This is a genomic window from Chryseobacterium sp. Y16C (genome assembly GCF_022488405.1).
Taxonomy (GTDB): Bacteria; Bacteroidota; Bacteroidia; order Flavobacteriales; family Weeksellaceae; genus Chryseobacterium; species Chryseobacterium geocarposphaerae.
Map to the genome: position 1 here is coordinate 1,765,776 of NZ_CP092711.1, position 23,820 is coordinate 1,789,595.

21 protein-coding genes are annotated in these 23,820 nt (G+C 35.8%); 10 read left to right on the plus strand and 11 right to left on the minus strand.

From position 1 onward, the window contains the following. Positions 1 to 87: 87 nt before the first annotated feature. The 6 genes from MKS83_RS07785 to MKS83_RS07810 form a co-directional block, all read right to left on the minus strand. The gene (locus MKS83_RS07785) at positions 88 to 1,095 is read right to left on the minus strand and encodes a vWA domain-containing protein (RefSeq protein WP_240582684.1); all 1,008 of its coding nucleotides are present in this window, start codon (positions 1,093 to 1,095) and stop codon (positions 88 to 90) included. Next, on the minus strand, positions 1,095 to 2,087 hold the full coding sequence (locus MKS83_RS07790; RefSeq protein ID WP_240582685.1) for a VWA domain-containing protein: 993 nt from the start codon (positions 2,085 to 2,087) through the stop codon (positions 1,095 to 1,097). Before MKS83_RS07790 ends, MKS83_RS07785 begins: the two co-directional genes overlap by 1 nt. After that, positions 2,080 to 2,976 carry a BatD family protein gene (locus MKS83_RS07795; RefSeq protein ID WP_240582686.1) on the minus strand — a complete coding sequence of 299 codons (897 nt, stop codon included), beginning with the start codon at positions 2,974 to 2,976 and terminating at the stop codon, positions 2,080 to 2,082. Before MKS83_RS07795 ends, MKS83_RS07790 begins: the two co-directional genes overlap by 8 nt. A 96-nt stretch (positions 2,977 to 3,072) precedes the next feature. Beyond that, a complete protein-coding gene (locus MKS83_RS07800; protein WP_039367278.1) occupies positions 3,073 to 3,936 on the minus strand; it encodes a DUF58 domain-containing protein in 864 nt (287 codons plus the stop codon). Between the two features lie 60 nt (positions 3,937 to 3,996). Then, positions 3,997 to 4,452, minus strand: coding sequence for a GNAT family N-acetyltransferase (locus MKS83_RS07805; RefSeq protein WP_240582687.1), 456 nt, complete (start codon positions 4,450 to 4,452; stop codon positions 3,997 to 3,999). After that, positions 4,452 to 5,456 carry an AAA family ATPase gene (locus MKS83_RS07810; protein WP_100376314.1) on the minus strand — a complete coding sequence of 335 codons (1,005 nt, stop codon included), beginning with the start codon at positions 5,454 to 5,456 and terminating at the stop codon, positions 4,452 to 4,454. Before MKS83_RS07810 ends, MKS83_RS07805 begins: the two co-directional genes overlap by 1 nt. A gap of 251 nt (positions 5,457 to 5,707) precedes the next feature. On the opposite strand from MKS83_RS07810, the gene MKS83_RS07815 reads away from it, so the two are divergent. From MKS83_RS07815 to MKS83_RS07840, 6 genes are all read left to right on the plus strand, one after another. Then, positions 5,708 to 6,181 carry a DinB family protein gene (locus MKS83_RS07815; RefSeq protein WP_233111608.1) on the plus strand — a complete coding sequence of 158 codons (474 nt, stop codon included), beginning with the start codon at positions 5,708 to 5,710 and terminating at the stop codon, positions 6,179 to 6,181. 112 nt (positions 6,182 to 6,293) lie between these two features. Continuing rightward, positions 6,294 to 7,046, plus strand: a complete 753-nt coding sequence (gene rlmB / locus MKS83_RS07820; protein ID WP_240582688.1) for a 23S rRNA (guanosine(2251)-2'-O)-methyltransferase RlmB — start codon at positions 6,294 to 6,296, stop codon at positions 7,044 to 7,046. A 26-nt stretch (positions 7,047 to 7,072) separates the two neighbouring features. Then, on the plus strand, positions 7,073 to 8,125 hold the full coding sequence (locus tag MKS83_RS07825; RefSeq protein WP_240582689.1) for a DUF6263 family protein: 1,053 nt from the start codon (positions 7,073 to 7,075) through the stop codon (positions 8,123 to 8,125). Positions 8,126 to 8,196: 71 nt separating this feature from the next. Continuing rightward, the gene (locus tag MKS83_RS07830) at positions 8,197 to 8,427 is read left to right on the plus strand and encodes a hypothetical protein (RefSeq protein ID WP_100376319.1); all 231 of its coding nucleotides are present in this window, start codon (positions 8,197 to 8,199) and stop codon (positions 8,425 to 8,427) included. A gap of 33 nt (positions 8,428 to 8,460) precedes the next feature. Continuing rightward, the gene (locus tag MKS83_RS07835; RefSeq protein WP_240582690.1) at positions 8,461 to 10,995 is read left to right on the plus strand and encodes a hypothetical protein; all 2,535 of its coding nucleotides are present in this window, start codon (positions 8,461 to 8,463) and stop codon (positions 10,993 to 10,995) included. Positions 10,996 to 11,001: 6 nt separating this feature from the next. After that, entirely contained in the window at positions 11,002 to 12,345 is a 1,344-nt protein-coding gene (locus tag MKS83_RS07840) for a glycosyltransferase (protein WP_240582691.1), read from the plus strand. A 49-nt stretch (positions 12,346 to 12,394) separates the two neighbouring features. Here the strand turns inward: MKS83_RS07840 and MKS83_RS07845 are convergent, their stop codons facing one another. Then, complete coding sequence (locus MKS83_RS07845; RefSeq protein WP_240582692.1) at positions 12,395 to 13,033, minus strand: hypothetical protein; 639 nt, start codon at positions 13,031 to 13,033, stop codon at positions 12,395 to 12,397. 136 nt (positions 13,034 to 13,169) lie between these two features. Between MKS83_RS07845 and MKS83_RS07850 the strand changes: the two genes are divergently transcribed. Beyond that, positions 13,170 to 14,135 carry a YpdA family putative bacillithiol disulfide reductase gene (locus MKS83_RS07850; protein WP_240582693.1) on the plus strand — a complete coding sequence of 322 codons (966 nt, stop codon included), beginning with the start codon at positions 13,170 to 13,172 and terminating at the stop codon, positions 14,133 to 14,135. Between the two features lie 73 nt (positions 14,136 to 14,208). Here the strand turns inward: MKS83_RS07850 and MKS83_RS07855 are convergent, their stop codons facing one another. Next, a complete protein-coding gene (locus MKS83_RS07855; RefSeq protein WP_410679598.1) occupies positions 14,209 to 15,387 on the minus strand; it encodes an MFS transporter in 1,179 nt (392 codons plus the stop codon). Positions 15,388 to 15,672: 285 nt separating this feature from the next. Between MKS83_RS07855 and MKS83_RS07860 the strand changes: the two genes are divergently transcribed. From MKS83_RS07860 to MKS83_RS07870, 3 genes are all read left to right on the plus strand, one after another. Further along, positions 15,673 to 16,551, plus strand: a complete 879-nt coding sequence (locus MKS83_RS07860; protein ID WP_240582695.1) for a helix-turn-helix domain-containing protein — start codon at positions 15,673 to 15,675, stop codon at positions 16,549 to 16,551. 89 nt (positions 16,552 to 16,640) lie between these two features. Then, entirely contained in the window at positions 16,641 to 18,581 is a 1,941-nt protein-coding gene (locus tag MKS83_RS07865) for an oleate hydratase (protein WP_240582696.1), read from the plus strand. Between the two features lie 49 nt (positions 18,582 to 18,630). After that, entirely contained in the window at positions 18,631 to 19,527 is an 897-nt protein-coding gene (locus tag MKS83_RS07870) for a 3-hydroxyacyl-CoA dehydrogenase (protein WP_240582697.1), read from the plus strand. Positions 19,528 to 19,608: 81 nt separating this feature from the next. On the opposite strand, the gene MKS83_RS07875 is transcribed toward MKS83_RS07870, so the two are convergent. From MKS83_RS07875 to fbp, 3 genes are all read right to left on the minus strand, one after another. Further along, positions 19,609 to 21,282, minus strand: a complete 1,674-nt coding sequence (locus MKS83_RS07875; protein ID WP_240582698.1) for a glutamine--tRNA ligase/YqeY domain fusion protein — start codon at positions 21,280 to 21,282, stop codon at positions 19,609 to 19,611. A 335-nt stretch (positions 21,283 to 21,617) separates the two neighbouring features. Further along, entirely contained in the window at positions 21,618 to 22,625 is a 1,008-nt protein-coding gene (menC, locus tag MKS83_RS07880) for an o-succinylbenzoate synthase (RefSeq protein ID WP_240582699.1), read from the minus strand. Beyond that, the gene (fbp, locus tag MKS83_RS07885; RefSeq protein ID WP_100376325.1) at positions 22,625 to 23,641 is read right to left on the minus strand and encodes a class 1 fructose-bisphosphatase; all 1,017 of its coding nucleotides are present in this window, start codon (positions 23,639 to 23,641) and stop codon (positions 22,625 to 22,627) included. The genes menC and fbp overlap by 1 nt, the downstream gene beginning before the upstream one ends. Between the last annotated feature and the right edge of the window lie 179 nt (positions 23,642 to 23,820).

Consider the following 23,820-nt stretch of genomic DNA (forward strand, 5'->3'; position numbering starts at 1 on the left):
TTATTCCTTTATATGTTAATAAACAGATTCTAATTTGTTAAAATTGGGTTAAAGTACAACTTAATAGCCTGTATACTAAACAAAAAATTAAACATTAAAATCTCTTTTAGGATTAAATATATAAATTAAAAAGAAGAATAAAATTGAAACTCCCAAGAAATATTGATAATAATGATTAGCATTTTGCGATTTCACAACCGTTTCCGAAGAGAATGATTTTTTACTCAGAATATCAAGGATCTTATTGGGGGTTTCATTGATATTATTTCCGTCAATATAATCTCCACCTGTCGATTCAGCTATTTTGTGGAGAGCTTCCGTTTGTCTTTTAGAGATTACGGTTTCTCCGTTTATGTTAGATTTATACCCCATTAACTGCCCAAAAGAATATTCAGGAACAGGAGCTCCTTCTTCTGTTCCGATTCCTACAGTGGTTACCACAATTCCTTCTTTATTGGCCAATCGTATGGCAGCTGCATCGTTGCCTTCATTATCTTCTCCATCACTTAGTAAAACCACTTTTCGAGCTCCTTTACTTACATTTTTAAACTTTTCTGCAGCCACTTCCATCGCTTTCAGAAAATCTGTTCCCTGAATCTGCATAGAATTGGTCTCAATGCCGCTAATATACGTTTCCGCAGAAGAATAATCGGTTGTCAAAGGCATGATAGAAGTTGCTTCCCCGGCAAAGATCACTACTCCAACTTTATCGCTTTTCATTTTCTGCATCGTGTTTATTATCACGTTTTTAGCTTCTGTTAAACGGTTGGGTTCCACATCTTCCGCATTCATAGAATTGGAAACATCGAGCATAAAGATCATGTTATTCAACCTTTGCTTGGTTTCAACTTCATTGGAACCACTTAGCAGATCAATGATAGAAAAAATAAGAAACAGAGTTCCTAAAAGATATAAGGCGGGAAAAAATTTTGTAAATCCGGAACTTTTTTCAAATAATTGTTCATGAAACTGAGCCTCGGCAAATACCTCTCTCCTTTTCTTTTTCCATTTAAAAAAACGGATCAGCAGTATGGCCAGAAACGGCAATAGCAAAAGCAACAACAAATACCAGTAATTTCCTAAATACCAATCCATCAGCTCAATAATTTATAAAACACCCATCTCAACAAAGCATCAAAAAACAACATCCCCAATGCAATCCAGAGAAAAAACTTAAAATATTCTTCGTAATTGTATAGTTTGGAAACCTTGATATCAGATTTTTCCAATTGATTAATCTCATCATATACTTCTGCCAATCCAGAATTTGAAGTTGCTCTGAAATATTTTCCTCCCGTCATTTGTGCAACTTCTCTCAAAACAGGCTCATCAATCTTAACCTCAGTTTCTGTAAATACCAAATCACCAAATATATCAGTCTGTGTAGGCATTAAAGCATATCCATTTGTTCCGATCCCAATAGAATACACTTTGATATTATTATTTTTGGCAAGCTCAGCGGCAATTTGTGGCGGCATCGCATTTTCAATCGTATTGACACCATCTGTCATTAAGATAATGATCTTACTCTTTGCCTTACTGTTTTTAAGATGATTAACCGCAACGGAAAGTCCTTCTCCGATTGCTGTTCCCGGCTGAAGCTCCATTGGATTCAGATTTTTCAGCTCATCTATAACAACCTGATGATCGGAAGTTACAGGTACTTTGGTAAACGCTTCTCCGGAATAGGCAACCAACCCTATTCTGTCATTCGGTCGTTTTTCAACGAACTTAACTGCAATATCCTTTAAAGCCGTTAAACGGTCCGGAGTTAAATCCTTTGCCAACATACTTAAAGAAACATCCACGGAAAGCATAATATCGACTCCTTTCGTATCGTCTCTGTCCTGAGAAATGGTAAAGGTTCTAGGTCTTGCCATAGCAATGATCAAAGCGGAAAGAATGATATACTTCGATATTTTCAATAAAAAAAGTACCGGCAGAATACCATTGTTACTGCTCATATTTTTTACGGTAGGAACTTTAATTCCTTTTCTTTTCTGCTTTCTTATATCTTTAAACAAAAGAGGAATAAACAATAAGAAAAGAAGTAAGAACCACGGACTATAAAATTCAAAATCAAACATCCTTTCTCAAGTTTTCAAATTCCAGATCTTTTGAAGATCTTTTCACAAATTCTCTGATATTTGCAAAATCTTTCTCCATTGCTTCCTGATCGGGAAAGGTTTTGGCAAATTTCACCAGATCTCCGCGCAAGAAGACTTCCTCCACGACTTTTTCGTTTTCCTGAGAAATGGTATTGTTTTTCTTCATCAAATCAATTAAATCATCCGTCAATAACACATCTGCAGGCAAATGGTATTGTCTGGAAATAAATTTTCTGGAAATATCGATCAGCTCCACATAGAATGAACGGTAATCTCCACTTTCCACATATTTTTTCTTTTTTAAAGAATCAAGCTCTTTCAAAGTCTGGTTGGTCGCTACTACTGGAGAATCTTTCGTCTTTCTGCCCCATTTAATGAACATAATAATAGCAATGATTAAAGCAATAACCGATAAAGCGGCTAAAATATACCATTTATACAACTCCCAGTAATCTTTTACTTCCAGATTTACCTCCTTGTTGTTCATAATATCATTAATCTGATCGCCTTTTTTCGCCGTATTAATGACATCTATTTCATAAGGAATCGTTTTTAAAATCTTTCCATCCACTTTGAACTCCAGTTCAGGAATTTTAAAAGTCCCTTCTTCAAATACTGCAAATTCAATTCTTCGGTAATAAATATCCTTCGTCTGGGCAATACTGTCTTTTACTTCTTCAAAATGAAAAGGCAGAAGCTCATTCTCGGGAGCAGCAGAAACTTTTTTATCATGTAAATTATTAATGGTGATAACAATATGATTGAGTTCTCCCAAAGCAATGGTTTTCTTCTCAACACTGGAAGAAAGTATCTGTGAAAAAGCATTTGCACAGATTAAAAAACACAATATGAATAGTAGTTTTTTCAATTTTATCTTTAAATTTTAACCTTTCATCTGTCGTTCTGACGAAGGAAGAATCTTTCTTTTACGCTACATTCAGAATGACAATAGAACGTTTATTTTTTATTTCTTTTGAAAATAATTATACAATAATTTTGAGTAGTCCGAACCTGTATTGATATTCATAAAACTCGCAGAACTATTAGCAAAATCTTCTTCTAAAGCTCTTAATTTCTGTTTTTGAGCTTCTGCGAAATTATACCTCCATCTTGCGCTCGAAGTATTTGCCCAAACCTGCTTTCCTGTTTCTGCATCATATAATAAAGTATAACCAACATCAGGAATTTCATTATCCTTTTCATCAAAAATCCTCATTCCCAGCAACTGATGCTTTTTGGAAGCCACTCTCAGCATTTTGGAATCATACTCATCTTCAAAATCCGAGAAGAGAAATACCAGGGATTTTCTTTTGAAAATTCCCATCATGTATTCCATGGCTTTGTCAATTCTTGAAACCGCAGGAACATAATCTGCTGTCAGAATATTACTGATAATGGAAAGAATATGTTTTCTTCCTTTTTGTGGAGGAATTACTTTATATACCTTATCTGCAAATAAAATCAATCCCACTTTATCATTATTCCCTGCCGCCGAAAAACCCAAGCTTGCCGCAATTTCGGCAACATATTCTCTTTTTAGCTGAGTTTTTGTTCCATAATCCATCGAAGCAGAAATATCTACCAGCAACATCATCGTCAATTCCCTTTCTTCCTCCATCACTTTTACGAATGGTTCACGGAAACGTGCTGTTTTATTCCAGTCAATTCTACGGATCTCATCCCCAAACTGATATGGACGAACTTCCGAGAAAGTCATTCCCTGTCCTTTAAAAGCACTGTGATATTGCCCCATCAAAGTAGCTTCCGTCTTCTTTCGGGTACGGATTTCTATTTGCTTGACTTTTTTTACAATATCTTTTATCTGCATACATTATTTTTTAAGGTTGAAACTAAGGCTAAGTTTGAGAAACTTACAGCTCATTTCAACCTATTTAAATTCTATTGAAACATTAAACCATTCATCATCAAATTTCGGACTGTATTTTTTATAGAAATTAATCGCCGGTTCATTCCAGTTCAACACTTGGAAAACCATTCCGCTGTATTGATTGGATTTCCCATGTTCCATAGTTGCTTCAAATAATTTCTTTCCGATTTGTTGGCCTCTCAGTTTTTCCGTCACCACCAAATCTTCCAGATATAATCTTCTTCCTTTCCATGTTGAATATCTGTCATAATACAATGAAATCCCAACGATTCCCCCATTATATTCAGCCACAAAAGCTCCCCAAACAGGAGAATTTCCAAATCCGTCTTCAGTAAATTGCTTTAAAGTTAAAGTAACCTCATGCAAAGCCTTTTCATAATCAGCCAGTTCTTTGATCAGCTCCAACATGGGAGCACAATCTTCCTGAACTGCCTTTCTAATCTTCACTTCACTCATTACGGAGCCTGAATTTTCGCTAAAATTCTATTGATGATTTCTTCTGTTGAGATTTCTTCCGCTTCCGCCTCAAAGGTCAAACCGATTCTATGTCTCAGTACATCTTTTGCCAATTCTTTTACGTCTTCAGGAATCACAAACGCTCTTCCTTTAAGGAATGCATACGCTCTGGAAGCAATCGCAAGGTTGATCGATGCTCTTGGTGAAGCTCCGAAACCGATATAATTTTTAAGTTCCGAAAGACCGTAATTTTCAGGAAAACGAGTCGCAAAAACCATATCCAGAATATATTTTTCAATCTTTTCGTCAAGATAAATCTGATTGATAAGCTCTTTTGCATCTACAATATCCTGTAAAGAAATCACAGGCTTTACTGTAGGTTGATGCGCAGTTGAAACCATTCTCATCACCGTTCTTTCATCTTCAAATTTCGGATAATCAATGGTACATTTCAGCATGAAACGGTCACTTTGAGCTTCCGGCAAAAGATAAGTTCCTTCCTGATCGATCGGGTTTTGCGTTGCCAATACAAGGAAAGGCTTTGGAAGCTTCATCGTCTCATCACCTATTGTCACCTGCTTTTCCTGCATTACTTCCAGCAAAGCCGACTGCACCTTTGCCGGAGCACGGTTGATCTCATCCGCCAATACAAAATTGGCAAAAACAGGTCCTTTTTTTATTGAAAAATCATTGTCTTTAACATTATAAATCATTGTTCCAACAACGTCTGCAGGCAACAAATCCGGCGTAAACTGAATTCTTGAAAAATCACCATGAACAGCATCTGCCAATGTTTTGATTGCCAATGTTTTTGCCAAACCCGGAACACCTTCCAAAAGAACGTGGCCATTCCCCAGAAGTCCGACTAATAGACGGTCTATCATATATTCCTGGCCGATAATCACTTTATTGATTTCCTGTCTCAGAAGAGAAAATAAGTAGTTTTTTTCTTTTACTTTTTCCGTCAGCTGACGGATGTCTTCTGCTTGATATGTATCTGACATAACTTAATTTAAAATAATTGGTAAATTTCTAATAAATACTTGCATTAATCAACACAATAGATGCCATTTTTGAGTTAAAGTTTGTTAAATATTCCAGCACTGATGCGAGATTCAAAATAGTTGAAACCTTAAAACTCAATATAATTATTCTATTTTTTCATAAAAATATATAAATTTTGCTTCAATCTACCGTACAAAAATTGTCATTTCCAGTTTATTAAACTATTTTTGGTGATTAAAATTTTTGCAAAATGAATTATCATTTTCAAGCTCACAGACAAGTAAGAAAAAACCTTCTGGAAATCCTCCAAAACACTTCTCACGAAGACCTTTTGCTGATTCCTGACGGTTTCAACAATAATATATACTGGAACATTGCGCATACTGTTGCTACCCAACAGCTTTTGCATTATTATCTGAGCGGAAATCCTTTCAGAATAGATAAATACTGGATCGAAACCTACAAAAAAGGAACATTACCAAATCTGGATGTACAAAAATCGGAGGTGGAAGATCTGGAATTTTTACTGACTGAAACTTCAAAGATTTTAATGAAAGATTATGACAGCGATTTCTTTTCGGATTACACACCTTACACCACAAGTTTCGGGATGGATCTGAAAAGCATTCAGGATGCCATTATTTTTAACAATATGCATGAAACCTTACACTACGGATATGTAATGGCCCAGAAAAGAGCAATTTTAGGAGAAAAAGGAAGATAGTTAAAAAGGCAATTCTGCTGCGAAAGTCAATAGTGAAATGTGAATTTTAACACTACCAACTTGACTTACGAAGTAAAATTGACAATTGACATTTATTATTTAAATTATCAAAATGACAGATAAAAAAGACGATTTTATTTTCGGGCTGCGTCCCGTGATTGAAGCTATTGAAGCGGGAAAAACGATTGACAAGGTCTTCGTGCAAAATGCTTTGCAAGGACCTATTTATGCTGAATTAAAAGCCATTTTAGCTAAAAATAAAATCCGTCCCAACTATGTGCCGGTTGAAAAACTGAACCGTTTTACAAGAAAAAATCATCAGGGTGTTGTTGCTTTTATTTCGGATGTTCCGTTCCATAAAATCGAAGATATTGTTCCTCAACTTTTTGAAGAGGGAAAAATTCCGTTTTTATTGATTCTGGACCGACTAACGGATGTAAGAAATTTCGGAGCCATTTGCAGAACGGCGGAATGTGTAGGAGTTGATGCTGTGATTATCCCGGAAAAAGGAGCTGCTCCAATTAATTCTGACGCGATAAAAACTTCTGCAGGAGCACTTTATAATGTAAAAATATGTAAAGAGCCGAATTTAGCGCACGTGGTAGATTTCCTTCAACAGAGCGGAATTTCCGTATATGCAGCAAGCGAAAAAGCCCAAAAGCTGATTTATGATGTAGATTTCAAAGAACCTTGTGCCATTGTCATGGGAAATGAGGAAACAGGAATTTCTAAAGAAGTGCTTCATCATGCAGATGATAAAATTAAACTTCCGATTGAAGGAAAAACCCAGTCTCTGAATGTTTCTGTTGCATGTGGAGCCATTTTATATGAAGCGGTGAGACAGAAATTCACAGCAGCAAATTAATTCAACAACACTTAAAAAAATCTGAAATGAAAAATATAGCAGCATTAGCGCTAATTTCAACTATAGCATTGGTTTCTTGTAACAAAAAAGAAACCGCAACCATCACAAAAGTAGATCCTAAAACTGGCAAAACCGTTACTGTAGAAGTTCCGGCAGACTCTGTAGTAAATGTAGAGGCAAATCCGGCTATTAAAGACTCATTAGGAATCTTTAAACAATCTTTTAAATTAGAAAAAGGGAAAACCTATCCGCTTACTACTTACCAAAGAGATGTAAAGACGATGACGGATCCACAAGGAAAGTCGATCACTGCAACCAGTGAGTCTACTGATGAGATGAATTTTGTAGTGAATGACATTAAAGGAAATGTATATGATATGACTCTGAATCTTGTCGCTAAAAGAAATTCACAGTCAGCTCAGGGGAAAACATTGGTGGTAGATACCAAACTTCCGGAACCTAAAGAGGAAGAACTCAAGATGCTTTGGATTGTTAACAGAGCCCTTACCAGCAATAAGCTGAATGTAAAAATGGACACCAAAGGAAATGTGATCTCAATTACAGGTTTCGAGCCTATCTACACAAAAGTAGCTAATGCAGTGGGAGCCTTAGTGAAGGATCCAACTCAGAAAGCGGGTGTAACAGCCAATTTAAAAGAAAGCTTTAACGAAAAAATATTAAAAGACCAGCTTTCAAAAAACCTAACCCTTATTCCTAAAAAAGGGGTAAAAATAGGAGAAAAATGGACGAGCAGTGAAAACGCAGATCCTAATGGTAAAATAAAAGTAACGTCTAACTACACTTTGAAAAGTGCAGGAAACGGTATTGTAGAGGTTTCTATTTCAGGAGGAATTCCTAAAAAGACAGAAAAACAGGCTCAAGGTCCTATTACGCACAGCATGAGCAGCGAGCTTGTTCAAAACGGGACTATTAAGTTTGACCAAAATACAGGATGGATTACCAACCAGAACATCAATGTAAAAACATCACAGATTGAAACAATTTCAGATGGAAAACAATCTCAGTCGATGAAAAGCGTTTCAAACTCTTCTGTAATGGTAAACCCTTCCGGTAAATAAGAAAAGAAAGAGTTTGAGGGAAGTGATTTTTTAAATCATGAATTTTAAACTTTGAACAAAAATCAAAAATTATGAAGTACATTCTTGAGTTAGTACTCTCTGCTATTATTATTTTCTTTGTCTGGAACATTCTGAAAAGAATTTTCTTTAAAACTTTTTACAGTTACAGATTTAACAATAATAATGGCTCAAACCACAAACAGCAGGACATTCATAGTTCAAACAAAGGAAAACAGAATCTTAACTGGGATGCAGAAACCGTAGATTTTGAAGAAGTAAAAGAGAGCAAAGATAAAAGGTAATAATTCCGAAAATAAAAGATAATAACCATCAGCATGGCGAAAAATAAAAACTTAATTTATATTGCAATTTCATTAGCTGTCTTTATAGTTTTAGCATTTTTATACTCCACTCCTGTTTTCACAGGAAAACAGCTTTTCCAGCATGACATTGTACAATACAGAGGAGGAGCAAAAGAGCTTTTGGACTGCAGAGCAAATACAGGCAATGAAACCTACTGGAGCGACTCCATGTTCGGTGGAATGCCTACTTACCAGATGGGAAGTAGATTTAATGGTGATATCATTAAGAAAATTGACAGTTATCTGAACATTCTTCCCAGACCCGTCAATTATATTTTCTTACTTTTTTCAGGTTTTTTTCTTTTAGGAATGGTGGTAGTCAGAAACTGGAAATACGCCCTTCTGGGAGCAACATTCTTCGGGCTTTCTACCTATTTTTATATTGCCATTGCGGCAGGGCACAATGGTAAAATCAATACACTTGAGTATTTTGCGCCACTCTTAGCTGGGATTTTACTGGTTTACATGCGGAAACAATACATTTGGGGATTCATTGTCACTACGCTTTTCATGGGGCTTCAGATTGCGGCAAACCATCCTCAGATGACCTATTACCTATTCATTGCATTAGGGTTCTTATTTATTTCGGAATTAATAAGAGTTATTCAGAAAAAAACTGAAGTTAAACACTTCCTGATCTCTTCAGGAATCGTTTCAATATCATGCTTAATTGGAGTAGGAATGAACTCTCAAAGAATCATGGCCAACTCTGAATACATCAAAGAAACGGTTCGTGGAAAACAGATCTTAACCAACGACAGCCATACTGGAGGAAATTCAGGAATGGATAAAGAAAGTATGCTGATGTGGAGCTACGGAAAACTGGAGACCTTAAATCTTTTTATCCCAAGATTAATGGGTGGCGGAAGTCAGGAGCCGGAAGGAAAGGAAATGATGGCCAAAATCCAGGAACTGGTTCAGCAAAATGTAGATTCTCAGGCAGAATATGACAGAATTTCCAAAGGATTCGGAAGCCTTACCTATTGGGGAGATCAGCCGGGAACTTCGGGACCTGCATATCAGGGAGCTATTGTTTGTTTCTTAGCTGTTTTAGGGTTCTTTTTTGCCTCTAAAAAATACCGTTACTGGATTTTAGGAGCTTCCATTCTGACTATATTTTTGGCGTGGGGAAGCAACTTCATGGCACTTTCAGATTTCTTTATAGACTTTGTACCGTTTTATAATAAATTTAGAGCCCCATCCTCTATTTTAGTCGTTGTTGAATTATTGTTCCCGTTAATTGCAATTATAGGGCTGTATAAATTCTTTACGGACGAAAAACTGACGGAAGAATACAAACAAAAAATTCTTACATATGTAGGTGGAGGAATATTAGGATTGATCTTAATCCTGCTTGTTTTTGGTAAATCTCTGCTAGGATTCCATACCGATAATGAACAGGCTTATTTACCTCCATTCCTGCTGGATTATCTTACAGAAGAACGATTTAAATTATTCAGAATAGATGCGATTAAAGCATTTATTTATGTCGCAATTACTGTTATTGTTTTATTCTTAAGCTTAAAGAAAAAACTGAATCAGAATATTGCTTTAGTTGTTATTGGAGTGGTAAGTTTATTTGACCTATGGTCAGTTAACAAACGTTATTTAAATGACGAAAACTATGTAGACAAGATTTTTGCAGAGAATCCTTTCCAAACTGAAAGTTCAGATCTTCTGGCTGAAAAAGTTCAGGGTAACCCGAATTTGGAATCGATTATTGCCAATGTAAATGTCAACAAAACGCTTGAAACTATTGCTGAAAAAGACAAAACGCATTACAGAATTTTCAATAATATTTTAGGAACATTCAGCGAGACCAATACTTCTTATTTCAAATCTTCAATCGGAGGCTATCACGCCGTAAAACTAAGAAGATATGATGATGTCATCAACGAATATTTCCAGGTAATGGATTCTGTAAAAGTTCCGAATATCCTGAACCTTCTGAATGCAAAATATTGGGTAGTGGGATCACCGGAACAGCCTCAGGCGATTCCAAATCCTACAGCCAACGGAAATGCATGGTTTGTAAGTGATTTAAAATTTGTAAACAGTCCGAATGAAGAAATCAAATCTATTGGGATTATTGATAACAAGAAAACAGCGGTAATCGCTTCTTCTGATAAAGAATATTTCAACAATAAACCTGTTCAAGCAGACTCTGCTGCAACAATCAGCTTAACGGAATATCAACCGAATGAACTTGAATTTAAATCCAAATCAAGAACGCCTCAGTTGGCCGTATTCTCAGAGATCTATTATCCTCATGGATGGAAAATGTTTGTGGACGAAAAAGAAGTTCCATACATCAAGGCAGATTATCTTCTTCGTGCGGTTCATGTTCCTGCAGGAAACCATAGCATAAGAATGATCTTTGAACCGGAAGTTATTGAAAAAGGAAAATGGATCTCTTTTCTGTGTTTCGGTATGTTCATCATACTAAGCGGACTCGGAATTTTCCTTTTGAATAAAAACAAGAAGAAAGAAATTATTGAAACTGTTTAGAACTTAATGGAACAGAAAAAAATATTGATCATCACCTATTACTGGCCTCCTGCGGGAGGTCCTGGTGTTCAAAGGTGGCTGAAGTTTGCAAAATATTTACCTGATTTTGGATGGAAACCTATCATCTATACTCCGGAAAATCCAAGCTATCCTTTACTGGATGAAAGTCTATTAAAAGACGTTCCTGAAAATATTGAAATTGTTAAAAAAAGAATCTGGGAACCTTATCAGCTTGCAGAAAAGCTGAATAAAAGCAATAAAAAATTCAAAGCCGGGCAATTTGATGTGGGTAAAAACCAAAGCTGGAAATCAAAGCTTTCGATCTGGGTAAGAGGTAATTTTTTCATTCCCGATGCGCGTGTTTTCTGGGTAAAACCTTCGGTACAATTTCTTGAGAAATATTTAAAAGAAAACAAAATTGATGTTGTAGTGACTTCCGGTCCACCACATTCTTTACATTTGATCGGTTTAAATTTAAAAAAGAAACTCCCCCATTTAAAATGGATTGCTGATTTCCGTGATCCATGGACGGAAATTTCTTATTATAAGCATTTAAAACTTACCAAAAGTTCAGATCAGAAACACCGTCAATTAGAAAATCAAGTTTTCAAAAATGCCGATATCACTTTGGCAACAAGTTATACCGATGCAGAAAATTTCAGAAAAAATGGAGCCAATGCAGTTTGTATTACCAATGGATTTGATGTTGAATTAAATGTTAAGTCGTTACATCGTAAAGATGCTCAAGCGACTGTTGAAAACTCAATCTCTCAACAACTCAACAACTCAACATCTACAACGAAATTTACACTAAGCTACATAGGTGTTTTAGAGCAATTAAGAAATCCCGAGAATCTTTGGAAAGCACTTGATGATCTAGTAAAGACAAATTCAGATTTTGCCGAGAACTTTAGTTTAAAATTTGCAGGAAGGGTCGATGATAAAATCTTACATCAAATTGAAAATTCAGGTTTAAAAACGCATATTTCAAACCTGGGTTATCTGTCTCATGACAAAGCTATTGAGGAAATGGCGAATTCATCGCTTTTATTGATCACCAATTTCCCAAAGGAATCATCCAAAGGAATTATTCCAGGGAAAATTTTCGAATATCTGGCAACCGGAAAACAGATTATTTCATTTGGACCGGATGATGCCGATGTTTCAACAATTTTGAATGAAACCAAAGCGGGAAAACATTTCAGTTATGATGATTCCGAAAGTATTAAGAGCTTTATTTTAGAAAAGTTTGACCTGTGGAAAAGCGGAAACCTTGCTGAAAACACTCAGAATATTGAGCAGTTCTCCAGAAAAAATCTGACCAAAAAATTGGCTGAAATACTGGGTTAAAAATTTTAAAACGCAAAGATTTATCAGATTAAATCTTTGCGTCAGTATTTTATATTGTCCATTGATCATTTACTACCGCAACCAGATAGTATTTTCCGTTAAGCTTTTCTAAAACCAGACGAAGACTTTTCCAATCCATCTCAGCATTAGCTTCTGATCCTTTCATATAATTCTCCGTAAAGTCTGCTTTTGGATAGATTACCTTCAGATTGTTCAGTGAATTCCCCTTCCCTAAGAACTCATTAAAAGCAACCTGCCCTGTTGCAAAATCTTTTGAATACACCCATTTTGTAAGGTAACTGTCTATGGTAGCTTTATAAAGCTCACCAGAACCATCCAATGTTCCCCATGTAAAGAGAGTTTTAGTCGGTTGATATTTTATAAAATCGGATTTGGAAAAATTTTTATCTTCCTTAGGGTTTACAAAAGCATACATCGAAAAACGCACTCCTTTTTCCGGATGAATAAAATCGGAAAACCTTTTATAATCCTTATCCTTTAGAGCCTGAATAATCTCTTCATTAAGCTGTTTTAAAGCCTCATCTTTACTTACCTCAACCTGAGTAACTTTTGTAGTATCCATTTTTACAGACTCAGTAGAATCTGTTTTGTCATTGATAAACTTTTCGGGATTTTTCTTACAGGCAATTACGCCCAGAATAAGTAATGAAGCAAATAGTTTTTTCATATTTTTTAATGTTTGATGTAAAAAATTCACCAAAAGCAATGCCATATCCGATCGCTGGACGATAAGATACAGATCGATGATTACTTCTATAGTTTTTTTATATATCACTGAAAGTGGTTTTTTGTACTTTTGTTCTATGGAAATTTTGGATATTCTTATTATCGGCGGAGGTCCCATCGGACTGAATTGTGCATTAGAAGCTCAAAAAAACAATCTTACTTATTTAATTATTGAAAAAGGGACCATTGTAAATTCTTTATATAATTATCCTTTATACATGAGATTCTTCTCAACCGCAGAAAAACTGGAAATTGATAATATTCCTTTTATATCAACGGCACCAAAACCCGGCAGACAGGAAGCTTTGGAGTACTATCAGGGAATTACAAGACAACGAAATTTAAATATTAATTTGTATGAAAAGGTTGAAAAGGTGTCTAAAGAAAATGAAATTTTTAGAATTGAAACATCCAAGGGAAAATATTTCTCTAAAAATGTGATCATTTCAACGGGATTTTATGATATTCCGAATCTGATGAATATCCCGGGAGAAAATTTGCCTAAAGTAAAACATTATTATACGGAGCCTTATCCATACGCCCAACAGAAAATTGTGGTGATAGGATCTAGTAATTCTGCAGTAGATGCAGCATTGGAAACTTATAGGAAAGGAGCGGAAGTTACCATGATTATCCGTCATTCTGAGATTTCAAAAAGTGTAAAATATTGGGTAAAACCGGATATTGAAAACCGGATTGCTGAAGGAAGCATTAAAGCTTTTTTTAATTCAGAAATGATGGAAATTAAGGAGCATTCTGTCATTTTTAAAGATGAAAAAGGAAAAATCAATGAAATTGAAAACGATTTTGTATTGGCTATGACTGGCTATCTTCCTGATTTTAATTTTCTGAAAAACTCCGGAATCGAGCTACAGGGTGACTCCCAAAATCCACTTTACAATCCTGAAACCATGGAAACCAATGTTTCCAATTTATATCTTGCCGGTGTGGTGTGTGGCGGAAAGGATACCCATCTCTGGTTTATTGAAAATTCAAGAGTACATGCCGAAATGATTATGAAACACATTCTTTCAAAATTCTAACCTATTTATAAAGTTTAGATAACATCAAAAAGACAAGCTTTAAAAAGCTTGTCTTATGTATAAAGTTTAGTTTTTATCCTTCAATTTCCAGTTCTTTTTTATCCTTAATCAGCCAGGGAACAATAAAATAAAAAGCAATGGCAATAATTGTAGCCAATATTCCCGTTCCAACCCATAACACATTGAATCCGAATTTTTCAGCAATTAAAGTTCCCAAATACGGAGTGACAATAAATGCCACGGAAAATGAAATTCCATTTAATCCCATATAAGCTCCTTTATTGTTTTTGCCGGATCTCAACGCTGTAATGGTCGACATAAAAGGCAAGGTCCAGATTTCTCCTATACAAAGCAATGTCATGGAAATAACCAAAGTAATCATGCTGTAATCAAACGCCATCATGGCATAGGAAAACCCACAAATAAAGGTTCCCAGTAACATTGTTACGGCCAGGTTAAAATACTTTTCGGCAATCTGTACAAACCCCATTTCGAGCAATACAATCAGAAAACCACTATATCCTAAGATATATCCTATATTCTGCTGACTCAGTTTCGCTGTATCTTTATAGAAAATCGTTAATGTACTGAATAACTGAAAGAAGCAAATAGAGAACAGCATACAAAAGAAACAGTATATCAGGAATTTACCATCACGGTACGGCGAGTTCTCTTTCTTTACTTCAACCGCTTCTTTTACCTTCTTAGCTTTTAATTTAGCAATTTTATTACGTTTTCTGAAAAATATAATATAGAGTATTCCTGCTAATAAAGCCGCCAATGCATTGGAAAAAAATAAAAATTCATAAGAAATTGCTGACAATATTCCACCCAAAGCAGGACCTATTGAAAATCCTAGGTTGACCGCCATTCTGTTCAATGAAAATGCTCTGGTTATATTTTCCGGTTTTGCATATTTTGTAATTGCTACCGAGTTTGCCGGGCGGAATGCATCACTTATGATACTCTGAAGCAAAATAATTGTTGCTACCCCAATTTCTGTTTTAAAAACAGGAATTAAGCAAAATAAAGGAACGCTCAGCAGCAAACTTATATACTGAACTTTATATTCTCCGATTTTATCAGTAATATAGCCTCCCAGCCACGATCCAATTACAGACCCTATACCAAAAAAGCTGAGAACGATTCCCGTATTTTCTATACTGAATTTCAAATGATCAGTCATATAAACTCCCAAAAACGGAAGTACCATAGAACCTGCCCTGTTGATGAGCATTACCAACGCTAACATCCAACTCTCCTGTGAGAGTCCTTTGAAAGAACTCGTGTATATGTTTATTAGTTTCACAATAATATTTTGAGGGAAATTTTGAAAATTCAAAGTTAGGTAAAAATAGCCTCAAACACCTTTTTTAAAGTTTTTTATAAATAACGCTCATAAAAATAAACAATGAACTGCATCCTATAAAACGAATATTTCAGATATAATAAAGTTTAAAAACATGTATAAAAATTCGTAAATTGCAGTGTTAGCAGTCTTTTTCAGTACTCAATCTAAAAAAACAACCAAACATAAATGGTAACCTACGAGAACTTACACGATACTCTTTCCTTTTACAATATCGATTGCCGACAATCCTACTATATCTCGTCCGGCAAACCCATTTTTGAATTCCCTAAAGTTCCTTTCAGAATGGATTACTATGCGCTCTGCGTCTGTACCGCCGGAGAAGTTAGTGTTGAAATAGACCACCATCAGTATAAAGCAGGTGCTCATAGTATTCTGATTGCAGCTCCGTCAACTATTATAAAATTCCTGGAAACCAGTCAGGATTTCATGATGAAACTATTGTTCTTCGACAAAAATTTCCTGATTAAAAATATATCGAACCCTTTTATCATTGAGAAAATGAACCTGTTTTCCCAAGGTTCATACAGTATTGTAAAGACCACTCCTAAAAACTCTCTGATACTTCAAAACCTTTTAGCTTACCTCAAAAAAAAATCCAAAAAACAGAGCAAATTTACTGAAGAAATTGTTCGTACCATTATTTTCAATCTTCTTTTGGAAACTGCAGAAATCCTCGATGCTAAACATTCTACAGATCCTGAGAAAGAAGAAGGTAAAAAAGATCTTTATCTGAAGTTCAGCCGCCTGATCCGTGATAATATCCGGCTACACAGAACAGTTCAGTTTTATGCTGAACAGCTCTGTATCTCCAACAAATACCTTATTGAGATCATAAAAAAATCAAGCGGGAAGACCCCTCACGAAGTTATAGATGAAGCGTTACTGAAGGAAGCTTACGTGATGTTGGGAAATCCGGAACTCACTATTTCTGAAATTGCTTTTGAACTTCAGTTTAATTCTGCCTCTGCTTTTGGCCGTTTTTTTAAAAAACATACTTCTGTTTCTCCTTCTGAGTACAGAATAACTGAAAATATCCAGTCTTAGGAATTTCGGGATACTAATTCTGACATTAGGGATATATACCGCATTTTGAATAGAAGTACCTTTATAATGTTCATTAAAAACAAGATAAAATGAGTACGATCAATTCAAAATTCGACAAAGTTTTAAAGACCTCTGACCAGTTTGGAAAAGTAAATCACGAACCGGATTCAAGCAAGGAAGTTCAGATTAATACTCCTGAAAAGACAATGCCTTTTTCAGACCAGATCGGAAACTATCAAAGAAATAAAGGAATTCCTTTACAATCCTACGAAAACAGTAAAATCTATATTGTCGGAAGCGGCATCGCAGGGATGTCTGCTGCCTATTATTTTATTCGTGACGGGCATGTTCCCGGTAAGAATATTATTTTTCTTGACCAGCTTTCCATAGAAGGAGGTTCACTGGATGGGGCCGGAAATGCAAAGGATGGATATATCATCCGTGGCGGACGTGAAATGGATATGACCTACGAAAATCTATGGGATATGTTCCAGGATATTCCTGCTCTGGAATTACCTGCTCCTTACAGCGTTTTGGATGAATACCGTCTCATCAATGATAATGACCCTAATTATTCCAAAGCAAGATTAATTCATAATCAGGGACAGATCCAGGATTTCAGCAAATTCGGATTGGAGAAAAAAGATCAGCTGGCTATCATCAAGCTTTTACTAAAGAAAAAAGAAGAACTTGATGACCTCAGCATTGAAGATTATTTCTCAGAATCCTTCCTGAATAGTAATTTCTGGTTCTTCTGGCGCTCTATGTTTGCCTTTGAAAACTGGCACAGTTTGCTGGAGCTAAAGCTTTATATGCACAGATTCCTTCATGCTATAGATGGAATGAAAGATTTTTCATGCCTTGTATTTCCTAAATATAACCAATACGATACTTTTGTTACGCCTTTGAAAAACTTCTTAGTAGAAAAAGGTGTACAGATACAGTTTGATACGTTGGTAAAAGACCTGGATGTTCATATCAATACTGAAGGAAAAACAGTGGAAGGTATCATTACTGAACAAAATGGAGAAGAAGTAAGAATCCCAATCGGTAAAGATGATTATGTGATTGTAACTACAGGATCTATGACGGAAAGTACTTTCTACGGGGATAACACAACGGTTCCTGAAGTAACCATAGACAACAGCAGTGCGGGACAAAGTGCCGGATGGAAATTGTGGAAAAACCTTGCCGCGAAATCTGAAGTTTTCGGAAAACCTGAAAAATTCTGTGACCATATTGAAAAATCTTCATGGGAATCTGCTACCCTAACATGCCGCCCTTCTGCCTTTACAGAAAAATTAAAAGAACTATGTGTGAATGATCCTTATTCCGGAAAAACAGCTACCGGAGGTATCATCACCATTACAGACTCTAATTGGGTGATGAGTTTCACCTGCAACAGACAGCCACATTTCCCTACACAGCCTGATGATATTCTTGTAGTATGGGTATATGCATTACTGATGGACAAACAGGGAAATCATATTAAAAAAACAATGCCGGAATGTACCGGAAATGAGATCCTTGCAGAATTATGCTATCATCTTGGAATAACAGACCAATTAGATAACGTTATTGAAAATACAATCATCCGTACCGCATTTATGCCTTACATCACTTCTATGTTTATGCCGAGAGCCCAGGGAGACCGTCCGCGGGTAGTTCCTGAAGGCTGTACCAATTTAGGTCTGGTTGGGCAGTTCGTAGAAACCAATAATGATGTTGTCTTTACTATGGAAAGCTCAGTAAGAACAGCCAGAATAGCGGTATATAATCTTCTTAACCTCAACAAGCAGGTTCCGGATATCAATCCGTTGCAGTATGATATCAGACATTTGTTAAAGGCTACCCAGGCGTTGAATGATTATAAACCATTCCTGGGAGAAGGGATTCTGAGAAAAATCCTGAAAAATACTTACTTTGAACATATACTGGTTGACCGTCCTGAAGAAAAAGAAGAGCATGAATCTTTCTTTATGGAACAGGTTGGTAAATTCCAGGATTGGATTAAAGGAATAAAAGGGTAATTAACCATTATAAAATTAAAACAACATTCTTAACACAAAGACCAAACTTATGGATTTTAAAAATATAACAATAGCAGGAAGTGGCGTATTAGGATATCAAATTGCTTTTCAGACCGCTTATCACGGATTTAAGGTTACAGTTTATGATATCAATGATGACGTATTGGAAAAAGCCAAAAGTAAGTTCAAGGCTTTAAGTGAAGCCTATCAAAAGGATTTACATGCGACACCTGAACAATTGGAAACAACCTTCAAAAACCTCAACTATACTTCTGATCTTGCGGAAGCGGTAAAAGATGCAGATCTTCTGATAGAAGCAGTTCCTGAAGACCCCAATATTAAAATAGATTTTTATCACAAACTTTCCCAAGTGGCTCCGGAAAAAACAGTATTTGCAACAAACTCTTCCACTCTTCTTCCGAGCCAGTTTGCCGAAGCTACAGGAAGACCTCCTCAATTTGTAGCTCTTCATTTTGCCAATGAAATATGGAAGCATAATACCGGAGAAGTAATGCGTCATCCTGAAACTTCGCAGGAAGTATTTGATTCTGTGATCAGATTTGCCAAAGCTATTGGTATGGTAGCATTACCTATTTATAAAGAACAGCCGGGATATATCGTCAACTCACTTCTTGTTCCGTTGCTTGGTGCAGCTGTCAATCTTTGGGTGGATGGAGTTGCAGATGTTGAAACAATTGATAAGACATGGATGGTAGCTACCGGAGCTCCTACAGGTCCGTTTGGAATTTTAGATGTTGTGGGAATTAACACAGCTTATAATATCAACAAAATGGAAGCTGAAGAAACAAAGGACCCTTTAAAAATAAAGGCCGTTGAAAAATTAAAACAAGATTATATTGATAAGGGAAAATTAGGTGTTCTGAGTGGTGAAGGATTTTATAAATATCCTAATCCTTCCTATCAAGACAAAGATTTCCTGAAATAAATTTGATAGTCATATTTTAAACCATAAAAAAGCAGGACTTAGAAATAAGCCCTGCTTTTGTTTTTTATTTAATTCCTGAAATTATTCAGGTTTATAAGAATCTTTCAGAGTAACTGTACGGTTAAATACCAATCTATCATCCGTAGAATCCTGATCCTTCGTAAAATAGCCAATTCTCTGGAATTGAAGAGGTTCTCCAACCGCCACATCTTTTAAGCTAGGCTCAGCAAATCCCTGAACTGTAGTTACAGAATTTGGATTGATGAAATTCAAGAAATCCACATCTTTCTCGGCATCAGGCTGTTCCACAGTGAATAATTTATCGTAATTTCTTACTTCCACAGGAATTGCATGTTTTGCCGAAACCCAGTGGATCGTACCTTTTACTTTTCTTAAACTTTCTTCAGTTCCACTCCCCGACTTAGATTTTTCGTCATAAGTCGCATAAATTGTCGTGATTTCTCCGTTTTCGTCCTTCTCCACTCTTTCACCTTTAATAATGTAAGCAGATTTCAAACGAACTTCACCACCCAATTTTAGTCTGAAGAACTTATTATTCGCTTCTTCCTTGAAGTCTTCACGTTCAATATATAATTCTCTCGAAAAAGGAATTTCTCTGGTCCCTGCATTTTCCTGCTCAGGATTATTTTCAGTTTCCAGCCACTCTTCCTGCCCTTCAGGATAATTTTCAATGATTAATTTAACCGGATCCACTACTGTCATCACACGCTTCGCTACTTTATTCAAGTCTTCACGAACGCAGAATTCCAATAACTGAAGTTCAATTAAGTTTTCTCTTTTGGCAACTCCTACTTTTTCAATAAAATTCCTGATAGCAGTAGCAGTATACCCTTTTCTTCTCATTCCGGAAATCGTAGGCATTCTTGGATCATCCCAACCGTTCACTACATTTTCAGCGATCAGCCTTTGCAGCTTTCTTTTGGAAGTGATCATATAAGAAACGTTCATTCTTGCAAATTCTCTCTGCTTATTTCTTACTTTAGTTTCATCATATACCTGATCCAGATACCAGTCATAAAGCGGCCTGTGGTTTTCAAACTCTAAGGAACAAAGCGAGTGTGAAATTTGTTCAATATAATCGGATTCACCATGTGCCCAGTCGTACATCGGGTAAATTTTCCAGTCTGTACCGGTTCTGTGATGAGGTTTATTCAAAATTCTATACATAACAGGGTCACGCATATTCATATTCGGCGAAGTCATATCGATTTTCGCACGAAGAGACATGGAGCCACTTTCGAATTCACCATTTTTCATTCTTTCGAATAAGTCTAAAGACTCTTCGACAGGGCGGTTTCTGTATGGAGATTCAATTCCCGGCTCTGCTGGATTTTTTCTTTGTTCTGTAATTACTTCAGACGGTTGCTCATCTACATAAGCTTTTCCGTCTTTAATTAACTGAACTGCCCAATCGTAAAGCTGCTGGAAGTAATCGGATGCATACAAAACTTTATCCCATTTGAAACCCAACCATTCAACGTCTTTCATGATAGAATCTACGAATTCCTGCTCTTCTTTTTCAGGGTTCGTATCGTCGAAACGAAGGTTTACGGGAGCATTGTATTTTTCACCCAAACCAAAATTGATGCAGATTGCTTTGGTATGACCTACATGCAGATAACCGTTTGGTTCAGGCGGAAAACGGAAACGGATCTGATCTCTTTTCAGACCGTTTGCCAAATCATCTTCGATAATTTGCTCAATAAAATTGAGTGATTTTTTTTCTTCTTCCATTAAAATTCGCTTTAAGATGTCGAATACTACGACAATTTGCAAATTTAAGAAAATTTAAGGGTAAAAAAAATTGAATCTCATTACATAGAACTTAAAAAATTCACCAATTTGTTATTTTTTCTTAACCTTAGATAAAAAACCTTAAATAATTGTTCAAGTAAAGATTTTTAATCTTATTTTTGTACTTCAAGAATAACACGCACAGTGTGGTACCGTTTTTGAAAAAAATATCACTATAACATGAAAAAAATAAAATCTAAATTCTCACAGTTTGTTGATTATATCAAAAAAGTCATTTTTGTAGAAAACGTAGTTTAAGATTTTAGGCTTTTTGGTTATTCAATTTTAAAATAAAGCTCTTCACCGCTCAATTTTAGCTGTGTATCGAAGTTATTTGTGAACAACCCTCCAGTTCCCAATCCTTGAGGCATTTTATTATTTTTGGTAAATGTGTACTGAGCAATTGCATTTAAGCCAATATTACTTTCCAGAGCAGACGTAATCCACCAACCTATGCCTTGCTTTTCGGCAAGAGAAATCCATTCATTACTGCCCTCAAAACCACCAACCAACGCCGGTTTTAAAATAATATATTGTGGCTTAATGGCTTCTAATAATTCTTTCTTTCTATCAAAATCAATAATCCCGATCAATTCTTCATCTAAAGCAATCGGGGTCGGAGTTTTTGCACATAAATCTGCCATATCTTTCCAATTTCCTGCCTTAATAGGCTGTTCAATAGAATGAATATTCAAATCCGCCAATTGCTGCAAAACAATTTGCGCTTCTTCTTTTGTGAACCCGCCATTGGCGTCAACACGAAGTTCCAATACTTCTTTTGAGAATTTTTGTCTCAATTTCTGAAGAACTTCATGTTCGGATTTCCAGTCGACTCCTATTTTCAATTTAATGCAGTGAAAACCTTTCTCCAGCTTGTCCTGAATCTGTTCTTCCATATAGCCAACATCTCCCATCCAGATCAAACCATTGATGATAATCGGAGTTTTTCCTTTTGTAAATTCACTTGGAAAATATAGGTTTTCTCCATGTTTTAAATTTAAAATGGCCTGCTCATATCCAAACCAGATAGACGGAAACTCTTTTAGTTTCTCTTTTAAAAGCTTTGGATCCTGATTAATATTTTCACAAAGCCATTGCAGTTTTTCCTCATAATCTGGTCTGTCATCAAAACTTAGCCCCCTGAAAATCGCGCACTCTCCTATTCCTTTTTTATCATTTTCAGAAACTTCCAGGATAAAGGTTTCCTTTTCATGCAAAACGCCGCGAGATGTTCCACTCGGGCGTTTGAATTGTAATAAATATCTTGAATATTCTGCTTTCATTATTTTACGCTATCGATTCGCATAAACTCTTCTGCTTTCTCAACCATTTCAACGCTTCCGCAGAAGAAAGGGATTCTTTGATGAAGCTCTGTTGGTTCAATTTCCAGAATCCTTCTAAAACCGTCTGTAGCTTTTCCTCCAGCCTGTTCCGCTAAGAAAGCCATCGGATTACATTCATATAGTAATCTTAATTTTCCGTTTGGAGCCTGTGAGTAAGACGGATAAATATAAATTCCGCCTTTCAGCATATTTCTGTGAAAATCTGCTACCAATGAACCAATATATCTTGAAGTGTATGGTCTGTCTCCCTCCTCCATCTGGCAATATTTAAGGTAATTTTTAACACCTTGAGGGAATTTAATATAATTTCCTTCGTTGATAGAATAAATTTTCCCTGTTTTCGGGAAAGTCATATTCGGATGAGAAAGATAATAAGTTCCTAAAGAAGGATCAAGCGTAAATCCGTTCACTCCATTTCCTGTCGTGTAAACAATCATTGTTGAAGAACCATAAATTACATATCCTGCCGCAATCTGATTGATTCCTTTTTGTAAAAAGTCTTCCAGCTGAACCGGAGTTCCCGGTTCGGTAACCCTTCTGTAAATTGAGAAAATGGTTCCTACAGAAACATTTACGTCAATATTTGAAGAACCATCCAAAGGGTCGATCAAAACAACATATTTACTTAAATGCCCGTTTTCGCCACATTTAATATCAATAAAGTCATCATTTTCTTCCGATGCAATCCCACAAACTACCTCTCTTTGAGATAATGCTGTAATAAAAATCTCATTAGCAATCACATCCAGTTTTTGTTGTTCCTCTCCCTGAACATTTTGGTTTCCGGCAGCACCTGCAATGTCTACAATTCCTGCTTTGTTTACTTCTCTGTTTACAACTTTTGAAGCCAATCTTATTGCACTAAGGAGACGAGAAAACTCTCCTGTAGAATACTGAAAATCATCTTGTCTATCAATAAGAAACTCTCCTAAAGTTTGTAATGGTTGCTCTGACATATTTTTCTTTTTACGTTTTCTCCAAATTTCGTAAAATTTATCACAATTAAAAAAAATTATCAACAAAAGACCTTACCATCTGTTTATCAATCCAATACGACCTTATCTAATAGATATAACAACACCTTATCATAAAAAAAGCCTCCCTTTTTCCTGAAGCAATCTGAATGATTTCACCC

Bases quoted from the DNA above. Each gene is read 5' to 3' on its own strand.
- MKS83_RS07785 (WP_240582684.1), bottom strand. From the start codon at position 1,095: ATGGATTGGTATTTAGGAAATTACTGGTATTTGTTGTTGCTTTTGCTA.
- MKS83_RS07790 (WP_240582685.1), bottom strand. From the start codon at position 2,087: ATGTTTGATTTTGAATTTTATAGTCCGTGGTTCTTACTTCTTTTCTTA.
- MKS83_RS07800 (WP_039367278.1), bottom strand. From the start codon at position 3,936: ATGCAGATAAAAGATATTGTAAAAAAAGTCAAGCAAATAGAAATCCGT.
- MKS83_RS07805 (WP_240582687.1), bottom strand. From the start codon at position 4,452: ATGAGTGAAGTGAAGATTAGAAAGGCAGTTCAGGAAGATTGTGCTCCC.
- MKS83_RS07810 (WP_100376314.1), bottom strand. From the start codon at position 5,456: ATGTCAGATACATATCAAGCAGAAGACATCCGTCAGCTGACGGAAAAA.
- MKS83_RS07815 (WP_233111608.1), top strand. From the start codon at position 5,708: ATGAATTATCATTTTCAAGCTCACAGACAAGTAAGAAAAAACCTTCTG.
- rlmB (WP_240582688.1), top strand. From the start codon at position 6,294: ATGACAGATAAAAAAGACGATTTTATTTTCGGGCTGCGTCCCGTGATT.
- MKS83_RS07825 (WP_240582689.1), top strand. From the start codon at position 7,073: ATGAAAAATATAGCAGCATTAGCGCTAATTTCAACTATAGCATTGGTT.
- MKS83_RS07830 (WP_100376319.1), top strand. From the start codon at position 8,197: ATGAAGTACATTCTTGAGTTAGTACTCTCTGCTATTATTATTTTCTTT.
- MKS83_RS07835 (WP_240582690.1), top strand. From the start codon at position 8,461: ATGGCGAAAAATAAAAACTTAATTTATATTGCAATTTCATTAGCTGTC.
- MKS83_RS07840 (WP_240582691.1), top strand. From the start codon at position 11,002: ATGGAACAGAAAAAAATATTGATCATCACCTATTACTGGCCTCCTGCG.
- MKS83_RS07845 (WP_240582692.1), bottom strand. From the start codon at position 13,033: ATGAAAAAACTATTTGCTTCATTACTTATTCTGGGCGTAATTGCCTGT.
- MKS83_RS07850 (WP_240582693.1), top strand. From the start codon at position 13,170: ATGGAAATTTTGGATATTCTTATTATCGGCGGAGGTCCCATCGGACTG.
- MKS83_RS07855 (WP_410679598.1), bottom strand. From the start codon at position 15,387: ATGTTAGCGTTGGTAATGCTCATCAACAGGGCAGGTTCTATGGTACTT.
- MKS83_RS07860 (WP_240582695.1), top strand. From the start codon at position 15,673: ATGGTAACCTACGAGAACTTACACGATACTCTTTCCTTTTACAATATC.
- MKS83_RS07865 (WP_240582696.1), top strand. From the start codon at position 16,641: ATGAGTACGATCAATTCAAAATTCGACAAAGTTTTAAAGACCTCTGAC.
- MKS83_RS07870 (WP_240582697.1), top strand. From the start codon at position 18,631: ATGGATTTTAAAAATATAACAATAGCAGGAAGTGGCGTATTAGGATAT.
- MKS83_RS07875 (WP_240582698.1), bottom strand. From the start codon at position 21,282: ATGGAAGAAGAAAAAAAATCACTCAATTTTATTGAGCAAATTATCGAA.
- menC (WP_240582699.1), bottom strand. From the start codon at position 22,625: ATGAAAGCAGAATATTCAAGATATTTATTACAATTCAAACGCCCGAGT.
- fbp (WP_100376325.1), bottom strand. From the start codon at position 23,641: ATGTCAGAGCAACCATTACAAACTTTAGGAGAGTTTCTTATTGATAGA.